The following is a 15761-nucleotide window of genomic DNA, read 5'->3' on the forward strand; positions in this document are numbered from 1 at the left end:
TTTATTTAGTATAAATCGCAAAACCAAAAACCAGATTTTTCGGTTTTAGCATTAGGAGTATCGTATTCTCGATAGACTTTATCTCCAATAGAAAAAGGAACAGGTGTTTTAAAAATAGGACCATCGTAACAAAAAGTATGAAACTCTCCATTTTCACCACAAGGATCGACATCGTTTGGGAGACTTTCTATAAGTTCTCTGGTAATGGTTTTTCCAACAAAATCTTCAGAGAAATATTTAGCACTAGCACAAACTATAATAGCTTTAAAACCTAAATCTAAAAACTCATTAATAAGTATTTTTGTATCTCTTTTCCAAAGCGGAAAGACTGTAGAAATACCAACTTTACTTAAATTAATTTCTCGATACAGTTTTAAATCTTCTAAAAAAATATCACCAAAAACGCTGTGCGTAAATCCTTCAGATTTTAAATTACTTATAGCCTTAGTCATTATTGTTTCGTAATCCTCCATACTTGGTTGTTCGGGAAGATTAATAGTTTGAAGCGGTACCTCTAATAATTCGGCTTGTTTAATTAATAAAGCCACTGGCAAGCCATGCATAGTTACTCTATTGTAGTGTGAATTAACAGAGGTAACTAATTTTTCTACGGAAAAACGCTCATCTTTAAGTAGGTGGTATAATGCTAAAGCAGAGTCTTTTCCAGTACTCCAATTAAAATATGTTTTATTGCTCAATATACATTTCTTTAGAATGAGGTAATAAATCGTTGCTGTCAAATACTGTTTTAGAGACTTTACCTTTTGGAGTATTTGCAACTTTATTTGTAGTAGCAATATGTGCTAAAGCCTCGGCTAAAAGAGGCTCGTTTACATCGCCTAAAACGCCATAATTGTTTATTTGTTCTTCAATTTCAATTAAAGGATTTAAACCTTCTGCTGGTACTTGATTATCATTTTTATTTACAGTAATAGCAACTAATGGTTGCATAGCATAAGTATGTCTAGGATCTAGTTGAGATCTTGTAAAATCTGGAGAATCGTACAATGTAATTGAAGCTTGAGATTTACCAACAGTCTGCGTACCAATTTGAATAACCTCTATATAAGCATCTAAACTATTAATAACCATTTCGCTAGCAGAAGCCGACGATCCTGTTGCTAAAACATATACTTTATTTAGATTTAAGTTATTAAGTGCAGAACCGTTGTTATTATCTACAAATGTGTAATTAAAGTTATTGCCTTGTTGTTGGCTATTGTATTTCAATTTTGCAAAAACTTGACCAGTATTACTGCCAGTTACCAAACTACCTAAAAGTGTTGCCGTATTTACAGAACCTCCTGGATTATAACGCAAATCGAGAACCAAATGCTGCACATTATTAGCTTGAAACTCACCAAAAGCAAAATTTAAGGCGTTATTAAAATTACTAACAAAACCATTGTACATAAGGTAACCTACATTTTCGCCTTCTACTTGAAGTATTTCTGTTTTAAAAACCGGATTTTCGGTGTATTGTATTTTAGAAAGTGCAACAGTATTTGTTGTAGCATCAATAGAATCATCATCTGTTTCTAAAGTACCATTGTCGTTATATTCAGCAAAATTTAAGGTGTAATTATCTTGACCTAATAGTGTAGACCAATTATTAACGGTTAGTTGTGTACCATTTACAGCGTTAAATAAATCACCTCTTTGTAATCCATTAGTTTCAGCACTTGTATTTGGTAAAACAAATCTAACTATCCCATAAAGATTACTGCCTCCCGGAGTGTAACGTTTAAGCCCAAATTCCATTCCGTTAGATTTTGTAACACCATCAAATTGCTGTTCTAGTGCAATGTAGTCGTCTGTAATCCAACTAAACCTATCTGTATTTGTTCTGTCGTAAATTAAACTTTCGAATAAAGATTCTGGTGAATTAAAATTATTTAAATAGCTGCTAAAATTACTGCTATTGGCTTTGTCTTCAATTAAATTAGGAACACTATCTTTATATAAGTAGTAAGAATCTAATCCACGATAAACAAATTCGTTTATATCTAATGTGCTAATTGGCTTATCGTCTAAATCTTCAAAACAACTTGTAAAAAGCAGAGGCAGTAGTAGTGTAGCAAGAATTATCTTGTGCGTTTTCATATATGGTAATGTTTTCTTTTTCAGCTTAAAAGTACTCACTTTTAATTTAATAAAATATTTTTTGAAAATAAATTGTAACAAATCAGAAACACGTTCGTCGTAATAACATAAACCAACCAATTATAATGACACAGTTAGAGTTTTTAAATATTGTGACGCCTTTTAAAGATAAGGTCTTTAGACTAGCAAAAAGATTGCTTGTGTCTAGAGAAGAGGCAGAAGACGCAACACAAGAAGTTTTAATAAAACTGTGGAAGAATAAAACGAAGATAAAAGATTATAAAAACGTTGAAGCATTTTCAATGACAATGACAAAGAATTTTTGTTATGATAAGTTAAAGTCTAAGCAAGCGCAGAATTTAAAAATTGTGCATAGTAATTATCAAGATCATAGCGTTTCGCTTCAAAAAGAAATAGAATTAAATGATAGTATTGATTGGGTTGGAAAAATAATGGAATCACTACCAGAACAACAAAAAATGGTAGTACAATTAAGAGATATAGAGCAATACGATTTTAAAGAAATTGCCATAATGCTTGATATGAATGAAACTGCAATACGAGTAGCATTATCAAGAGCAAGAAAAACAATAAGAGAAAAATTAACAAATACACACAATTATGGTGTTAAATAATATAGAAAACTTACTAGAAAAGTACGAAAACGGTGAGACATCACTAAAGGAAGAGCAGCAGTTAAAAGACTATTTTTCGCAAGAAACTGTAGCGCCACATTTAGAAATGTACAAGCCAATGTTTAGCTATTTTTTGGTAAGCCAAAAAGAACAGTTTACTAAACAACTACCACTAGAAACTAAAAAAGCATTTAACTTTAAGTGGTTATCTGTTGCAGCAGTTGCGGTTCTTATGCTATCTATTTATGTTTTTAAACCTAATAATTTAGGAGAAACAACAATAACGGATGCAGAAAAAGTTGAAATTAATAATGCTAAAGAAGCCCTAGCGATCATGTCTAAACACTTTAATAAAGGCACTGCTCAAGTAGGTTATTTAGGCGTAATTAATAAAGCTGGCACACAAGTTGACTATTTAAAGGAAATAACGAATCCTATGAATCGCTTATTTAAAAGGTAATTAAAAATTGAAAGTGTACCGAGCGTAAAACTAATTTAAAGCACGAACACATTTTACAGTACTAACAATTAAAAAGAAAAAAAATGAACACAATAAATAAAATAAACACGATGAAAAAATTACTAATTGTATTTGCTTTTGCAATACTATTAATGCCATTAACGGCTATGGCACAAAGCAATATTTTCGATAAATATAGCGATAACGATAATGTAACATACGCTTCTATAAAGCCAAAAATGTTTCAAATGTTAGCAAAAATTAATATTGAAACAGACGATAAAGAATCTCAAGAATTTATGGATATGGTAAAAAGTATTACCAGCTTTAAAACCTTAGCTACAGACGATAAAGCTGTTGCAGGAGATATTGCTAAATGGGTAAAGTCTCGTTCTGGTTCTCTTGAGGAGTTAATGGAAATTAAAGACGATGGCGTAGTTGTAAAATTCTATGTTAAAGAAGGTAAAAACGAAGATTTTGTAGCAGAACTTTTAATGTTTGTAAATGGATTAGATGCGGTTACTAAAGATTTAGACGTTTCTGTTAATGGTAAGAATAGAGGCATGGAGTCTGTATTAGTTTCTTTTACAGGAGATATAGATTTAAACCAATTATCTAAGCTTATTAATGCTTTCGATTTACCAGGCGGAAAAGAGCTTGATAAAAAGAACAACAGATAATCAGCTTAAAACATCATCAATCTAAGAAACCAAGTGTGTTAAGTTTTTTATCTCCAAAAGAGAAGATTAAATAACATGCAATCACTAAAATATAAACTCATGAAATCAATTATAAAAAACGTTTGCTTAAGTCTGGTCTTAGCACTTGTATTAGTAAGTTGTAAAGACGATGCCTCAATACAAAACTACTTTGTAGAGCATCAAGATTTACCAGAATTTTTAACCATAGACCTATCGCCAAAAATGATAGATGTTTCTAAAGTTGAATTAAACGAAGAGCAAAAAGATGTTTATAAATCTTTTGAAAAGGTTAATGTTTTAGCATATAAAGCTAAAGACGTAAGCAAAGAAAACTATACTCAAGAATTAGAAAAAGTGAAAACTATTTTTAAAAACAAAAAGTATAATGAGCTAATGGAGTTTAGCGATAAAGGTATTAAGTTTAGAGTTAATACTATTGGTGAAGATGATGCTGTAGATGAGTTTTTAGTACTTGCAAGCTCAAACGAATTTGGATTTGCAGTTGTAAGAGTATTAGGAGACGATATGAAACCTGAAAAGCTGTATCAGTTATTATCACAAATGCAAAATGCAGATGTAGATGGAAATCAACTTCAAAAAGTTATGGATTATTTTAAAGGATAAACCATAGTTTATATATATTAAAAAAGGCTTATCGTGAGATAAGCCTTTTTCTATTTGTATAATAAAGTGCTTTTATATTCCAGTATAATTACTTGGCGAAATCGCTTTTAATTCTGTTTTAATAGCATCGCTAACTTCTAGAGTATCAATAAAATTAGAAATAGACGTTTTTGTAATCGCTTCGTTAGTTCTTGTTAAGCCTTTTAAAGCTTCATAAGGATTTGGGTAAGCTTCTCTTCTAAGAATAGTTTGGATAGCTTCTGCAACTACAGCCCAATTGTTTTCTAAATCTTGTGCAAATTTAGGTTCGTTAAGTAACAATTTATTTAATCCTTTTAAAGTAGATTGAAAACCAATAAGTGTATGCCCGAAAGGTACACCAACATTACGTAAAACAGTACTATCTGTTAAATCACGTTGTAAACGTGAAATAGGTAATTTTGCCGATAAATGTTCGAAAATAGCATTTGCCATTCCTAAATTACCTTCAGAATTTTCAAAATCAATAGGATTTACTTTATGTGGCATTGCGCTACTTCCTACTTCTCCAGCTTTAATTTTCTGTTTAAAGTATTCCATAGAAACGTAAGTCCAGATATCGCGATCTAAATCTATAATAATAGTGTTTATACGTTTTAAACAATCGAACAAAGCAGCCATATGGTCGTAATGTTCAATTTGTGTTGTTGGAAAAGAATGCGATAATCCTAATTTGTCCTGTACAAAAGCACCACCAAAAGCGCGCCAATCTATTGTTGGATAAGCAACTTTGTGTGCATTAAAATTACCAGTTGCACCACCAAATTTAGCAGCACTTGGTATATCATTTAATAAATTAAATTGCTCTTTTAAACGTACAGCAAAAACTTCAATTTCTTTTCCTAAACGCGTAGGAGAAGCTGGCTGACCGTGTGTTCTTGCTAACATTGGGATATCTGCCCAATCGCTAGATAATTCTTCAATGCGCTTTAGTAACTCTAAATAACGAGGCACATAAACATCGTTCATGGCATCTTTAATACTTAAAGGAATTGCAGTGTTGTTTATATCTTGAGATGTTAAACCAAAGTGGATAAACTCTTTGTATTGCTCTAAACCAAGTTTATCAAATTCTTTTTTAATAAAGTACTCAACCGCTTTTACATCGTGGTTTGTAACACTTTCAATGTCTTTAATTGCTTGAGCATCTTCGGTAGTAAACTCTTTATATATTTTACGTAAATCTTTAAAAACTGAAGGATTAACACCTTCTAGTTGTGGTAAAGGTTGTTCGCAAAGTGCAATAAAATATTCTATTTCAACTAGAACACGATATTTAATTAGGGCTTCTTCCGAAAAATAATCGCCTAATATTTCAATTTTATTTCTATAACGTCCATCTATTGGTGAGATGGCATTTAATACATTTAAAGACATAGTTGTGTGTTGTTTTGTTTCAAAATTTGAAAGGCATAAAGATAGTTTTTTTAGACAGAAGACCGAAGCTTAAGTTATAAGTTTTTGGCAGTTAATAATGTGTATTTTAAATCCATCATTATTGCTGGAAATGATGAATGATATTTATACATTCTTTTTTTAGGGCGTTTCCTTTTACTCATACCTGCCAGGTTAAAGAACCTGTCAGGATCGCAAAAGGTCAGGTTTTCTGCTATATCTTTTTTTTGCCATATATGGCAGCAAAAAAAAGGATGCCGCATCAACCCTTAACGCGCTTACTCTAAATACTAACCGTTATGTTTAAAAAACTGCTTTGCGCTTTAAGTAAACCATCCGCTTTTGTCTTCAAAAAAAACCAACTTCCTTTAACTAAAGTAAGGAGCGCTTAGCGATTGTATTATTTTTTTAAATCCGTGATAATCTTTGAAATCCGTGTCTAAAAATCATTTCCCAATCTTCTTCAAAATATGTCGGGCTCTAGCTTTAAAACCAGAACTCTGCATTTGGTAATCGCGTTCTAAAATTAAAACCAATTCCGGATGAATCCATTCGTAATCACTTCCTAAAAGGAAAAGACTATTCATAGCGTATGCTTTAGGTGCTATTTTTTCGTCGTTAATCATCCAATCAAAACAGGCTTCAATAATTTTTTCTTTATGCTCAGGACTCAGTGCTTTTTTTATAGCATTATCTTGTTTACTATACAATGCTTTTACTAAATATTCGCATACTTTTGCAACAGGTCTCACTGCAGAATCCAAATGTACTTTATTCATGTTTTGAGTAAAAGCATCTAAAAAAGGAATAATAGACTCAAGCTTTTCGCCACACATAAATTCGAAAACCCATGCAGCACGAGGTGATATTTTATCGTCTACCATAAAAAGAATATCTAGTAATTTAGGTATTAAGCTTTTGTCGTTAATAACTAGATTTGCATAGTGTAGTCTCTTTTCTCTAGAGTGGTTAACATAATTTAATTCTTGATATAAGTCTTCGGTAGTCAAATGAAATTATTATTTTTAGGCTTTAAAATTAAGAATAATGAAATAAGTATATTAAAAAATCATCATTTTTGATGAAATTAATTAATAAAGTACACTATTTTAAAAAGTGAAATAAATATAAAGATATGAAAATTGTAAAAAAAATATTACTCCTATTATTAGCAACATTTTTAATTGCTCAGTTTTTTGGACCAGAAAAAAATGAAGGATCATTAGAATCTGTTTCAGCGTTTTTAGAAGAAACTAAACCACCAGAACATGTAAAAACAATACTAGAGCAAGCGTGTTTCGATTGCCATAGTAGTGCAACACGTTATCCTTGGTACAGCAACATTACACCAGTAAATTATTGGATGGCAGACCACGTAAAACATGGAACAAAACATTTTAACGTTTCTAAATGGGAAGGTTCTTCTGTAAAAAGAAAAGACCATAAAATAGAAGAGTTAATAGAAATGGTAGAAGCAAAAGAAATGCCATTACCATCTTACATTTGGTCGCATGGAGAAGCTAAATTAAGCGAACAACAAATTGAAGAAGTCTTAAAATGGGCAAAGCAAGTAAGAATGATGTATGCATTAGCTCCAAGACCTCAATAATTTTTAACGTAATAATAGCGTAATTTTTTTAGAACATTTTAAACTATCTCTCTTGAATAAAAAACTTCTTATAATCGGCTTCGTTTGGCCAGAACCTCAAAGTTCTGCAGCAGGAAGTCGAATGATGCAATTAATAGAAATATTTAAAACCAAAAACTACGATATTACTTTTGCCACTGCTTGTGCTAAAAGTGATAATGCTTTCGATTTAAAAGAAATAGGAGTTAAGACAGAAAACATTGTTCTTAACGATTCTAGTTTCGATGATTTTGTAAAAGACTTAAACCCAAATGTGGTGCTGTTCGATCGTTTTATGATAGAAGAGCAGTTTGGTTGGAGAGTTGCAGAACACTGCCCAAAAGCATTAAGAATACTAGACGCAGAAGACTTACACTGTTTAAGACGCGGCAGACACCAAGCCTTAAAAGATAATACGGTTTTCGATATAAGTCACTTATATAACGATACTGCAAAACGAGAAGTTGCTAGTATTTATAGATGCGATTTATCTATTATTATTTCGGAAGTAGAAATGGGAATTTTAAGTCAACAATTTCATGTTAACGATGGCTTACTTTGTTATTTGCCATTTTTAGTAGATGCCATATCTCAAAAAACACAAAAAGCATTACTAGATTTTAAAAGCCGAGAACATTTTGTTACTATAGGTAATTTTCTACATCAGCCCAATGTAGATGGATTAATACATTTAAAAGAAAACATCTGGCCACTAATAAGGAAGAAGCTTCCTAAAGCCGAAATTCATGTTTATGGTGCTTATTTAACAGAGCATGCAAGGCAATTAAACAATACAAAAGAAGGTTTTATTATTAAGGGCTATGCAGAGGATGTAAATACTGTAATGCAAAATTATAAAATCTGTTTAGTACCATTAAGATATGGAGCAGGATTAAAAGGTAAAATTTTAGATGCTATGTTAAATGGAGTACCATGTGTAACTACAAGTATTGGAGCAGAAGGTATGTATGGAGATTTAGAACCTAATGGTTTTATAGAAGATGAACCAAAGAACTTTGCTGAAAAGGCAGTAGAACTTTATACTAATAAAATTTTCTGGGTAGGAAAGCAGAAACTAGGTGTTAACATTGTTAATATTCGTTTCGATAAACAACTCTACACAAAAGATTTTCTTCTTAAGGTTGAAAACACCCAGAATGCGCTAGAAGTACATCGTAGAAATAACTTTACCGGTAGTATGCTTATGCACCACACTTTGCAGAGTACAAAGTTTATGAGTCGATGGATAGAGGAGAAGAATAAAAAAGAATAGTTTACTTATTAATATAATCACTATTAATTAAAAACCATAATTATGAAACTTACCACACTTAAAAAAACAATGTTATTAGTATTATTAGGATTTACCGTTATGGTAAATGCCCAAATGAATACTAAGCAAGTAGACTCATTGGTAAACTATGCTATGAGTAAATTTAACGTTGCTGGTTGTGCTGTTGCTGTTGTAAAAGATGGAAAAGTAATTCATAGTAAAGGTTATGGTGTAAAGTCTATAATCACAAAAAGTCCTGTAAACGAGCATACACAATTTGCCATAGCATCTAATAGTAAAGCATTTACTACTGCTGCTTTGGCGATTTTAGTTGAAGAAGGAAAAATTAACTGGCTAGATAAAGTAAAAGATCACATTCCTGAGTTTACAATGTATAACCAATATGTTGAAGATAATTTTAATATCCAAGATCTAGTAACACACCGCAGTGGTTTAGGATTAGGCATGGGAGATTTAATGTTTTTTCCTGATGGAACCGATTTTAAAATGGAAGATTTACTTTCGAGTTTTAAACATTTTAAACCAAAATCGGCCTTTAGAACTAAATGGGATTACGATAATTTATTATACATAGTAGCAGGAGAACTTATTGCAAGAAAAAGTGGTATGACTTGGGAAGACTTTATTAAAAGGAATATTCTAGAGCCATTGGCTATGGATAATACCTATGCTTCTTTAGATAGAATAACAGACACCAACAATTTATCTGCGTCACACGCAGTAGAAAATGGAGAGATTAGAGTAATCCCAACTTTTAAGGAAATGATGAATGGTGCTGCAGGTGGTATTTTTTCTAATGTAGATGATCTTTCGCAATGGATGTTATTACAATTAAACAAAGGAAAGTTTGGAGATGGTTTAAAGAAGCAATTATTTTCGAAGCAAAATCATCGCGAAATGTGGAAAGTGCATACTGTTATGAGTGCAGATCCAAATCCAAGATATAATTCTCACTTTGCGGGTTATGGTTTAGGTTGGTTTCTATCTGATGTAAAAGGCAATATGAAAGTAGAGCACACAGGTGGATTGCCAGGTATGTTATCTAATACTGTTTTAATTCCAGATCTTAATCTAGGTGTTGTTATTTTAACCAATACTAGCGACGATGGTGGTGCATTATTTTCGGCAGTAGCAAATGCTATAACAGACGATTATTTAGGCTTAGACAACTTTAATTGGGTAGATAAATACGCAGCATACTATAAGCAACGTGCTACAGGAGATGGTGATGCTTCAAAAAAAGTATGGGACGCTATTGCAACTGTAGATGCTTCGCATATTAAGCATAAAAATTATACAGGCTTTTATAAAGATAATTGGTTTGGTAAAGCCGAAGTATTTAAAAAGAAAGGCAAATTATACATTCAGTTTTTGCGTTCTCCAAAACTAAATGGAGAATTACAATATTATAAAGATAATACCTTTGCTGTAAAATGGGAATACCAAGACATGAATGCAGATGCCTTTGTTACTTTTAGTTTAGATGCTAAAGAGAAAGCACAGAGTATTGCTATAAAAGGTATTTCTCCAAACATCGATTTTAGTTTCGATTTTCAGGATTTAGATTTACAGCGAGTAGGTGAGTAAGTGAGTAAAGGAATAGTATTCTGTCATTCCTGCGAATGCAGGAATCCACTTTGTATAATCTATAGTCTGTCATTCAGAGCAAAGCGAATAATCTAAAATAGAAACAGAGTTGTTTTATAGAGATTCTTCAGTCATGCTTCCTTCTGAATGACACTTATACTTGTTTTGTCATCCTTAATAGATTAACAAAGTAATTATTCGTTTTGTCATTCCTGCGAATGCAGGAATCTACTTTGCATAACCTAGAGTCTGTCATTCAGAGAAAATCGAAGAATCTAAGATATAAACAGTTTTGTTTTATAGAGATTCTTCAGTCATGCTTCCTTCTGAATGACACTTATACTTGTTTCTGTCATTCTTAATTGATTAACAAATTTGTCATTCCTGCGAAGGCAGGAATCCACATCTATAGACTTAATAAAATACTATTGATTCTGTTATTAGGAGTATTCCGTATAATATTAGAAGCCGAAGAACATTTATATTTTAAATTTAAACTGTCATTCCGCACTTGATGCCAAATTCATTCTGTATTAATAATAGATTCCTGCCTTGGCAGGAATGACAAAACGAAGAATAACAAAATAAGTAATAACAAACGCGATATAACAATAACTAGCAACAAAACACAAAAAAGCCTCAAAAAAATAATTTCTTGAGGCTTTTTTTATAGTTAAGATTTTGTGCTAAAATTATGCAACAACATCTTTCTTTTTAATTTTTCTGTAAGTAAACGAGTTAAAAATACTACGCTTAGCAAAACGTGTTTGCTTATCACTTTGAGAAAATTTAATGTATAATGCTTTATTAACACCAAAGTACTCGTAAGTATTACCATCTAAAAAAGTAACTTCTAAAAGTAAACCTTTATGTTTCCAGTCCATAATAGGAGAAGTGATAGTAGTGTTATATTCTTCTGAATTAGCAGCATGAGTTTCTGGAGCAATACTAACTAAAAAGTGGTAAGCGTCAATAACTTTACGTCCCATTTCTTCAGCTTCTGCAGCTTTTTCATCTTCATCTTGAAACTTATCTGGATGCCATTCCTTTACTAGGTTTCTATACTTCTTTTTAAGCTCTCCAAGTGTTGGTTTTGCTTCTACTTGAAATAATTTTCTGTACTCGTTAATACGCTTCATAATAAATGCTATTTTTAATAGTGCGCGAAAGTACTCTTTTGTTTTGGATTTAGAGGTTTAAATTTTTAAGAAGTTTGTTTTTAGGTGGTTTCGAATTTAAACTACCGTTTTTGTGTATGGTTAGTTGTGATATCGTAGGTGTTGATTTTCACTAGAAAATAAGTTAGTAGAAAGCGTAACTATTCATTTGTTATAGGTTTTGAACATAGTAATTATTGATCTGCGCTTTTAGTATTTTATAAATCGTGCTATTTTCGGACCTAATATGTATGGTTTGTTTTTTTCATTTTTATCGTTATCAATTATTTCTTGCAATATTCCAATACCAAACAAATTCCAATCTGTTGTTTTAATTATTCTTTGAAGATTTTTAGAATATTCTAGTACTTTCTTTTTTCTAAAATAAACTTTACTATAATCAAAATCCTCTAATTCTTTAAGAAAAAAATCCAGTTCTTTTTCATCTAAACTTGTTTTCAAAGTGTTTAGGTTCATATGAGACATTCCTAAATTCTCATTGTATCCAATAATTGCTTTTTTATCTTTTGGAGGAAGTTTTTTCCTGAAATCATTTACGATTCTAAAAAAATTTTTATTTCCACCAAATAAATGTTGAAGTATAAATGTCATTAATACTCCAAAAAAGAATGCAAAGAAGTTGTCGATAATCATTTTTTCAATATCATTTTTTTTTTTTTTTTCAAACAGTAATGTAAACAATGTCTATAGAATATGATTCCATTTCAATAAATCAAATTCTACGGTAGCTTAAAGTCGAATTTCGACTATTTTTTTTATAAAGTCAACTTTTAATAAAGAGAATATTAGCCTTTTTCTTAATTTCGCAATCTCAAAGAAATAAATATGATTACAGTAGATAACTTAGCAGTAGAATTTAGTGGTACAACCTTATTTAGCGATGTAAATTTTGTTATTAACCCTAACGATAAGATTGCACTTATGGGAAAGAATGGCGCAGGTAAATCTACTATGATGAAAATTGTAGCAGGCGCTCAAAGTCCTACTAGAGGAAAAATAAGTCATCCAAAGGAAACTGTAATCGCATACCTTCCGCAACATTTACTAACACAAGATAATTGTACTGTTTTTGAAGAAGCATCAAAAGCATTTGCTCACGTTTTTAAAATGAAGAGCCAAATGGACGAGTACAATAAGGCGTTAGAAACAAGAACGGATTACGAGAGCGACGAGTACATGTCTATTATCGAAAAAGTGAGCGAATTAGGCGAACTATATTACGCTTTAGAAGATGTTAATTACGATGCTGAGGTAGAGAAAGCCTTAAAAGGTCTTGGTTTTAAACAAGAAGATTTTACAAGATTAACTAATGAGTTTTCTGGAGGTTGGAGAATGCGTATTGAATTGGCTAAAATTTTGCTTCAAAAACCAGATTTAATTTTATTAGATGAGCCTACAAACCACATAGATATAGAATCGGTAATTTGGTTAGAAGATTTCTTAGTTAATAAAGCTAATGCGGTAATGGTTATTTCTCACGATAGAGCCTTTATCGATAATATTACCAATCGTACTATAGAAGTTACTATGGGACGTATTTACGATTACAAGGCTAACTATTCGCATTATTTACAATTAAGAGAAGAGCGAAGAGTACACCAAGTAAAAGCCTACCAAGAACAGCAGAAATTTATTGCAGATAACCAGCAATTTATAGATCGTTTTAAAGGTACTTTTTCAAAAACAAACCAAGTAACGTCTAGAGAGCGTATGCTTGAAAAATTACAAATTATAGAAATTGATGAGGTTGATAATGCGGCCTTAAAACTAAAGTTTCCATCTGCACAGCGTTCTGGAGATTATCCAGTAATGGTAGAAGATTTAACTAAAAGTTATGGTGATCTTACCGTCTTTAAAAACGCAAGTTTTTCTATAGCTAGAGGCGAAAAAGTAAGTTTTGTAGGTAGAAATGGTGAAGGTAAATCTACCATGATTAAATCTATTCTTGGTGAGATTGAAGTAGAAGGGAAGTGTAATTTAGGCCATAATGTACAGGTTGGTTATTTTGCACAAAACCAAGCCGCTTTATTAGATACAGAATTAACTGTTTTTCAAACAGTAGATTTAGTAGCAAAAGGCGATGTAAGAACACAGATTAAAAATATTTTAGGTCGTTTTATGTTTAAAGGCGACGATATAGAAAAGAAAGTAAGTGTATTATCTGGTGGAGAAAAAACCAGATTGGCAATGGTAAAACTATTACTAGAACCTGTAAACTTGCTTATTCTCGATGAGCCTACAAACCACTTAGATTTAAAATCTAAAGATGTTTTAAAGGAAGCGCTTCAAAGTTTTGATGGTACGCTAATATTAGTATCTCACGATCGTGATTTCTTACAAGGTTTGTCTCAAAAGGTATTCGAATTTAAAGACCAACGTGTTATCGAGCATTTTGAAACTATTGACGCCTTTTTAGAAAGAAACCGTATTAAGAGTATTAAAGAAATGAACCTGTAAGTTTTACTTCTTTTTTACTTTTTCTTTAAGCCATTTTACACTTCTTTTTGCAGATTTGGGTGCATTAAATCGATACCCAAAATAGAGTTTTGCATAACTTCTATCGCTAATAATATTGGTTTTTGCTTTAGCATTAGATGCTTTAGAGTCGAAATTGAAATTGGCACCTGCAACAAAGTCTGGAGAGGTATAACCAAAGTATAAACCTAAATTTAAAGCTGTTGTAAATAATGTGTTCTGCTCGTTTATATCGCCTAAAGCGTAGTTGGTAAAACGCACACCAATGGCAGGTGAAATAGAGGGCGTAACAAACCAGTTTTTTTCTAAAACCCAAGTATAGTAATAATCTGAAGCTATAGAAAGATTATAAAAATTTTGAACTTCTTTGTCGTCTAACACATAGTCGGAAATACGCTGGTAACCATAACGCAAACTTGGTATTAAACTTCCTGCACTTTTGCGTTGCCACTCGGTATTATATAGCACGTGTTTTAGTGAGAAGTTTGGATTCATAACGTAAGACGTTGCGCCATTCCAACTGATAGTTTTAAAGTTAGGAAACTCCTCTTGCACACCTTCTAATATTTCACCATCTCTATAAAAACCACGAACGCGCCTGTATTGAATATTCTGTATCCATTGCTTTATAAATAAATTCACTTTAATATCCTGAAAAGATGTTTTATAGGGCAAGTTTCTCGCTTTTGGCGAAAAAGCTATACTTAAACCTAGAAACTCATAATTAGCAGATAGCGTAAATTTAAAATTATTATTAGCCGTTAAGCTAAAATTCTCGGTATCGTTATTTTGTATGGAATACGATTCGGTTTGTGTATTAATATTTGCTTTCAGCATTATTTTATGCTTAAAAGAAGTAATGTAAGTAGAGTCGTTTTCGGTTTCTTGGCTGTAGCTAAAAACAGTAAAACACATTAAAAATACAAGTAAGCTATACTTCATTTAATTACAGTAGATTAATAAATTGTTTAACACCTTTGGTTGCAGTAGCTTCTATAACAGTCAAGTTTTTAGAATCACCAATTGAAGGCTTTGGGTCTATAAAGTAACTAGCAGTGTTTTCTGGTACATAATGCATTAAACTAGCCGCAGGATATACTTGTAAAGAGGTGCCGATAATAAGTAAAATATCTGCTGTGTTACAAATTTCTATGGCTTTATCAATCATTGGTACCGCTTCACCAAACCAAACAATGTGTGGTCGCAATTGGTGTCCGTTTTCATCTAAATCACCCAAATTTAAATCGGTAGTCCAAGGTTTTACTACTGCTTCATTTTTTATAGAACGCACTTTTAATAATTCGCCATGTAAATGATACACGTTATTACTTCCTGCTCGCTCGTGCAAATCGTCTACATTTTGAGTGATAATAGTTACTTTATAATCATTTTCTAAAGCAGCTAAATTATAATGTGCGTCATTCGGTTTAACCGTTAATAGTTGTCTTCTGCGTTGGTTATAGAAATCGAAAACCAATTCAGGATTAGCCTTAAAACCTTCTGGTGAAGCGACTTCTAATACGTTATGTCCTTCCCATAGACCGTTAGCATCACGAAAGGTTTTTAAACCACTTTCGGCACTCATTCCAGCTCCAGTAAGTACAACAATGTGTTTCATGTATTTGTTAATTATTATCTTTTTG

At 31.7% G+C, this 15761-nt stretch carries 16 protein-coding genes; 8 read left to right on the forward strand and 8 right to left on the reverse strand.

What is annotated here, in order from left to right; genetic code table 11:
* Positions 1-5 precede the first annotated feature (5 nt).
* Positions 6-698, reverse strand: coding sequence for a Dph6-related ATP pyrophosphatase (locus ASC41_RS10370; protein WP_055436577.1), 693 nt, complete (start codon positions 696-698; stop codon positions 6-8).
* The gene (locus ASC41_RS10375; RefSeq protein ID WP_055436692.1) at positions 688-2103 is read right to left on the reverse strand and encodes a S41 family peptidase; all 1416 of its coding nucleotides are present in this window, start codon (positions 2101-2103) and stop codon (positions 688-690) included. The genes ASC41_RS10370 and ASC41_RS10375 overlap by 11 nt, the downstream gene beginning before the upstream one ends.
* Positions 2104-2228: 125 nt before the next feature.
* On the opposite strand from ASC41_RS10375, the gene ASC41_RS10380 reads away from it, so the two are divergent.
* The 4 genes from ASC41_RS10380 (at position 2229) to ASC41_RS10395 (ending at position 4523) form a co-directional block, all read left to right on the forward strand.
* Entirely contained in the window at positions 2229-2738 is a 510-nt protein-coding gene (locus tag ASC41_RS10380; protein ID WP_055436578.1) for an RNA polymerase sigma factor, read from the forward strand.
* On the forward strand, positions 2725-3198 hold the full coding sequence (locus tag ASC41_RS10385) for a hypothetical protein (RefSeq protein WP_055436579.1): 474 nt from the start codon (positions 2725-2727) through the stop codon (positions 3196-3198). Before ASC41_RS10380 ends, ASC41_RS10385 begins: the two co-directional genes overlap by 14 nt.
* A gap of 110 nt (positions 3199-3308) precedes the next feature.
* Positions 3309-3878: a DUF4252 domain-containing protein gene (locus ASC41_RS10390; RefSeq protein ID WP_055436693.1), complete on the forward strand. Its 570-nt coding sequence runs from the start codon at positions 3309-3311 to the stop codon at positions 3876-3878.
* A gap of 99 nt (positions 3879-3977) precedes the next feature.
* Positions 3978-4523, forward strand: coding sequence for a DUF4252 domain-containing protein (locus ASC41_RS10395; RefSeq protein WP_055436694.1), 546 nt, complete (start codon positions 3978-3980; stop codon positions 4521-4523).
* A gap of 72 nt (positions 4524-4595) precedes the next feature.
* On the opposite strand, the gene purB is transcribed toward ASC41_RS10395, so the two are convergent.
* Together purB and ASC41_RS10405 are read right to left on the reverse strand one after the other, a co-directional pair.
* Positions 4596-5939, reverse strand: coding sequence for an adenylosuccinate lyase (gene purB, locus ASC41_RS10400; RefSeq protein WP_055436580.1), 1344 nt, complete (start codon positions 5937-5939; stop codon positions 4596-4598).
* A 464-nt stretch (positions 5940-6403) separates the two neighbouring features.
* Positions 6404-6967: a hypothetical protein gene (locus tag ASC41_RS10405; RefSeq protein ID WP_055436581.1), complete on the reverse strand. Its 564-nt coding sequence runs from the start codon at positions 6965-6967 to the stop codon at positions 6404-6406.
* 125 nt (positions 6968-7092) lie between these two features.
* Between ASC41_RS10405 and ASC41_RS10410 the strand changes: the two genes are divergently transcribed.
* Genes ASC41_RS10410 through ASC41_RS10420 form a run of 3 tightly spaced genes read left to right on the forward strand, consistent with a single transcriptional unit; the run spans position 7093 to position 10465 of the window.
* A complete protein-coding gene (locus ASC41_RS10410; protein WP_055436582.1) occupies positions 7093-7566 on the forward strand; it encodes a heme-binding domain-containing protein in 474 nt (157 codons plus the stop codon).
* A gap of 52 nt (positions 7567-7618) precedes the next feature.
* Complete coding sequence (locus tag ASC41_RS10415; RefSeq protein ID WP_055436583.1) at positions 7619-8857, forward strand: glycosyltransferase; 1239 nt, start codon at positions 7619-7621, stop codon at positions 8855-8857.
* 42 nt (positions 8858-8899) lie between these two features.
* Entirely contained in the window at positions 8900-10465 is a 1566-nt protein-coding gene (locus tag ASC41_RS10420; RefSeq protein WP_055436584.1) for a serine hydrolase, read from the forward strand.
* Positions 10466-11157: 692 nt separating this feature from the next.
* Here ASC41_RS10420 and ASC41_RS10425 read toward each other — a convergent pair.
* Positions 11158-11604 carry a KTSC domain-containing protein gene (locus tag ASC41_RS10425; RefSeq protein WP_055436585.1) on the reverse strand — a complete coding sequence of 149 codons (447 nt, stop codon included), beginning with the start codon at positions 11602-11604 and terminating at the stop codon, positions 11158-11160.
* Between the two features lie 228 nt (positions 11605-11832).
* Positions 11833-12276 carry a hypothetical protein gene (locus ASC41_RS10430; protein WP_152971456.1) on the reverse strand — a complete coding sequence of 148 codons (444 nt, stop codon included), beginning with the start codon at positions 12274-12276 and terminating at the stop codon, positions 11833-11835.
* 192 nt (positions 12277-12468) lie between these two features.
* On the opposite strand from ASC41_RS10430, the gene ASC41_RS10435 reads away from it, so the two are divergent.
* The gene (locus ASC41_RS10435) at positions 12469-14100 is read left to right on the forward strand and encodes an ABC-F family ATP-binding cassette domain-containing protein (protein ID WP_055436587.1); all 1632 of its coding nucleotides are present in this window, start codon (positions 12469-12471) and stop codon (positions 14098-14100) included.
* Positions 14101-14103: 3 nt separating this feature from the next.
* Here the strand turns inward: ASC41_RS10435 and ASC41_RS10440 are convergent, their stop codons facing one another.
* Together ASC41_RS10440 and ASC41_RS10445 are read right to left on the reverse strand one after the other, a co-directional pair.
* Positions 14104-15060 carry a DUF4421 family protein gene (locus ASC41_RS10440; protein WP_055436588.1) on the reverse strand — a complete coding sequence of 319 codons (957 nt, stop codon included), beginning with the start codon at positions 15058-15060 and terminating at the stop codon, positions 14104-14106.
* 4 nt (positions 15061-15064) lie between these two features.
* Positions 15065-15736, reverse strand: a complete 672-nt coding sequence (locus ASC41_RS10445; protein WP_055436589.1) for an SIR2 family NAD-dependent protein deacylase — start codon at positions 15734-15736, stop codon at positions 15065-15067.
* Between the last annotated feature and the right edge of the window lie 25 nt (positions 15737-15761).

Source organism: Lacinutrix algicola (genome assembly GCF_001418085.1).
Classification (GTDB): domain Bacteria; phylum Bacteroidota; class Bacteroidia; order Flavobacteriales; family Flavobacteriaceae; genus Lacinutrix; species Lacinutrix algicola.

What these genes read in the sequence shown, in the direction of transcription:
- ASC41_RS10410 (WP_055436582.1), top strand. Translation starts at nt 7,093, where the DNA reads ATGAAAATTGTAAAAAAAATATTACTCCTATTATTAGCAACATTTTTA.
- ASC41_RS10420 (WP_055436584.1), top strand. Translation starts at nt 8,900, where the DNA reads ATGAAACTTACCACACTTAAAAAAACAATGTTATTAGTATTATTAGGA.
- ASC41_RS10380 (WP_055436578.1), top strand. Translation starts at nt 2,229, where the DNA reads ATGACACAGTTAGAGTTTTTAAATATTGTGACGCCTTTTAAAGATAAG.
- ASC41_RS10375 (WP_055436692.1), bottom strand. Translation starts at nt 2,103, where the DNA reads ATGAAAACGCACAAGATAATTCTTGCTACACTACTACTGCCTCTGCTT.
- ASC41_RS10390 (WP_055436693.1), top strand. Translation starts at nt 3,309, where the DNA reads ATGAAAAAATTACTAATTGTATTTGCTTTTGCAATACTATTAATGCCA.
- ASC41_RS10440 (WP_055436588.1), bottom strand. Translation starts at nt 15,060, where the DNA reads ATGAAGTATAGCTTACTTGTATTTTTAATGTGTTTTACTGTTTTTAGC.
- ASC41_RS10435 (WP_055436587.1), top strand. Translation starts at nt 12,469, where the DNA reads ATGATTACAGTAGATAACTTAGCAGTAGAATTTAGTGGTACAACCTTA.
- ASC41_RS10445 (WP_055436589.1), bottom strand. Translation starts at nt 15,736, where the DNA reads ATGAAACACATTGTTGTACTTACTGGAGCTGGAATGAGTGCCGAAAGT.
- ASC41_RS10425 (WP_055436585.1), bottom strand. Translation starts at nt 11,604, where the DNA reads ATGAAGCGTATTAACGAGTACAGAAAATTATTTCAAGTAGAAGCAAAA.
- purB (WP_055436580.1), bottom strand. Translation starts at nt 5,939, where the DNA reads ATGTCTTTAAATGTATTAAATGCCATCTCACCAATAGATGGACGTTAT.
- ASC41_RS10395 (WP_055436694.1), top strand. Translation starts at nt 3,978, where the DNA reads ATGAAATCAATTATAAAAAACGTTTGCTTAAGTCTGGTCTTAGCACTT.
- ASC41_RS10430 (WP_152971456.1), bottom strand. Translation starts at nt 12,276, where the DNA reads ATGATTATCGACAACTTCTTTGCATTCTTTTTTGGAGTATTAATGACA.
- ASC41_RS10385 (WP_055436579.1), top strand. Translation starts at nt 2,725, where the DNA reads ATGGTGTTAAATAATATAGAAAACTTACTAGAAAAGTACGAAAACGGT.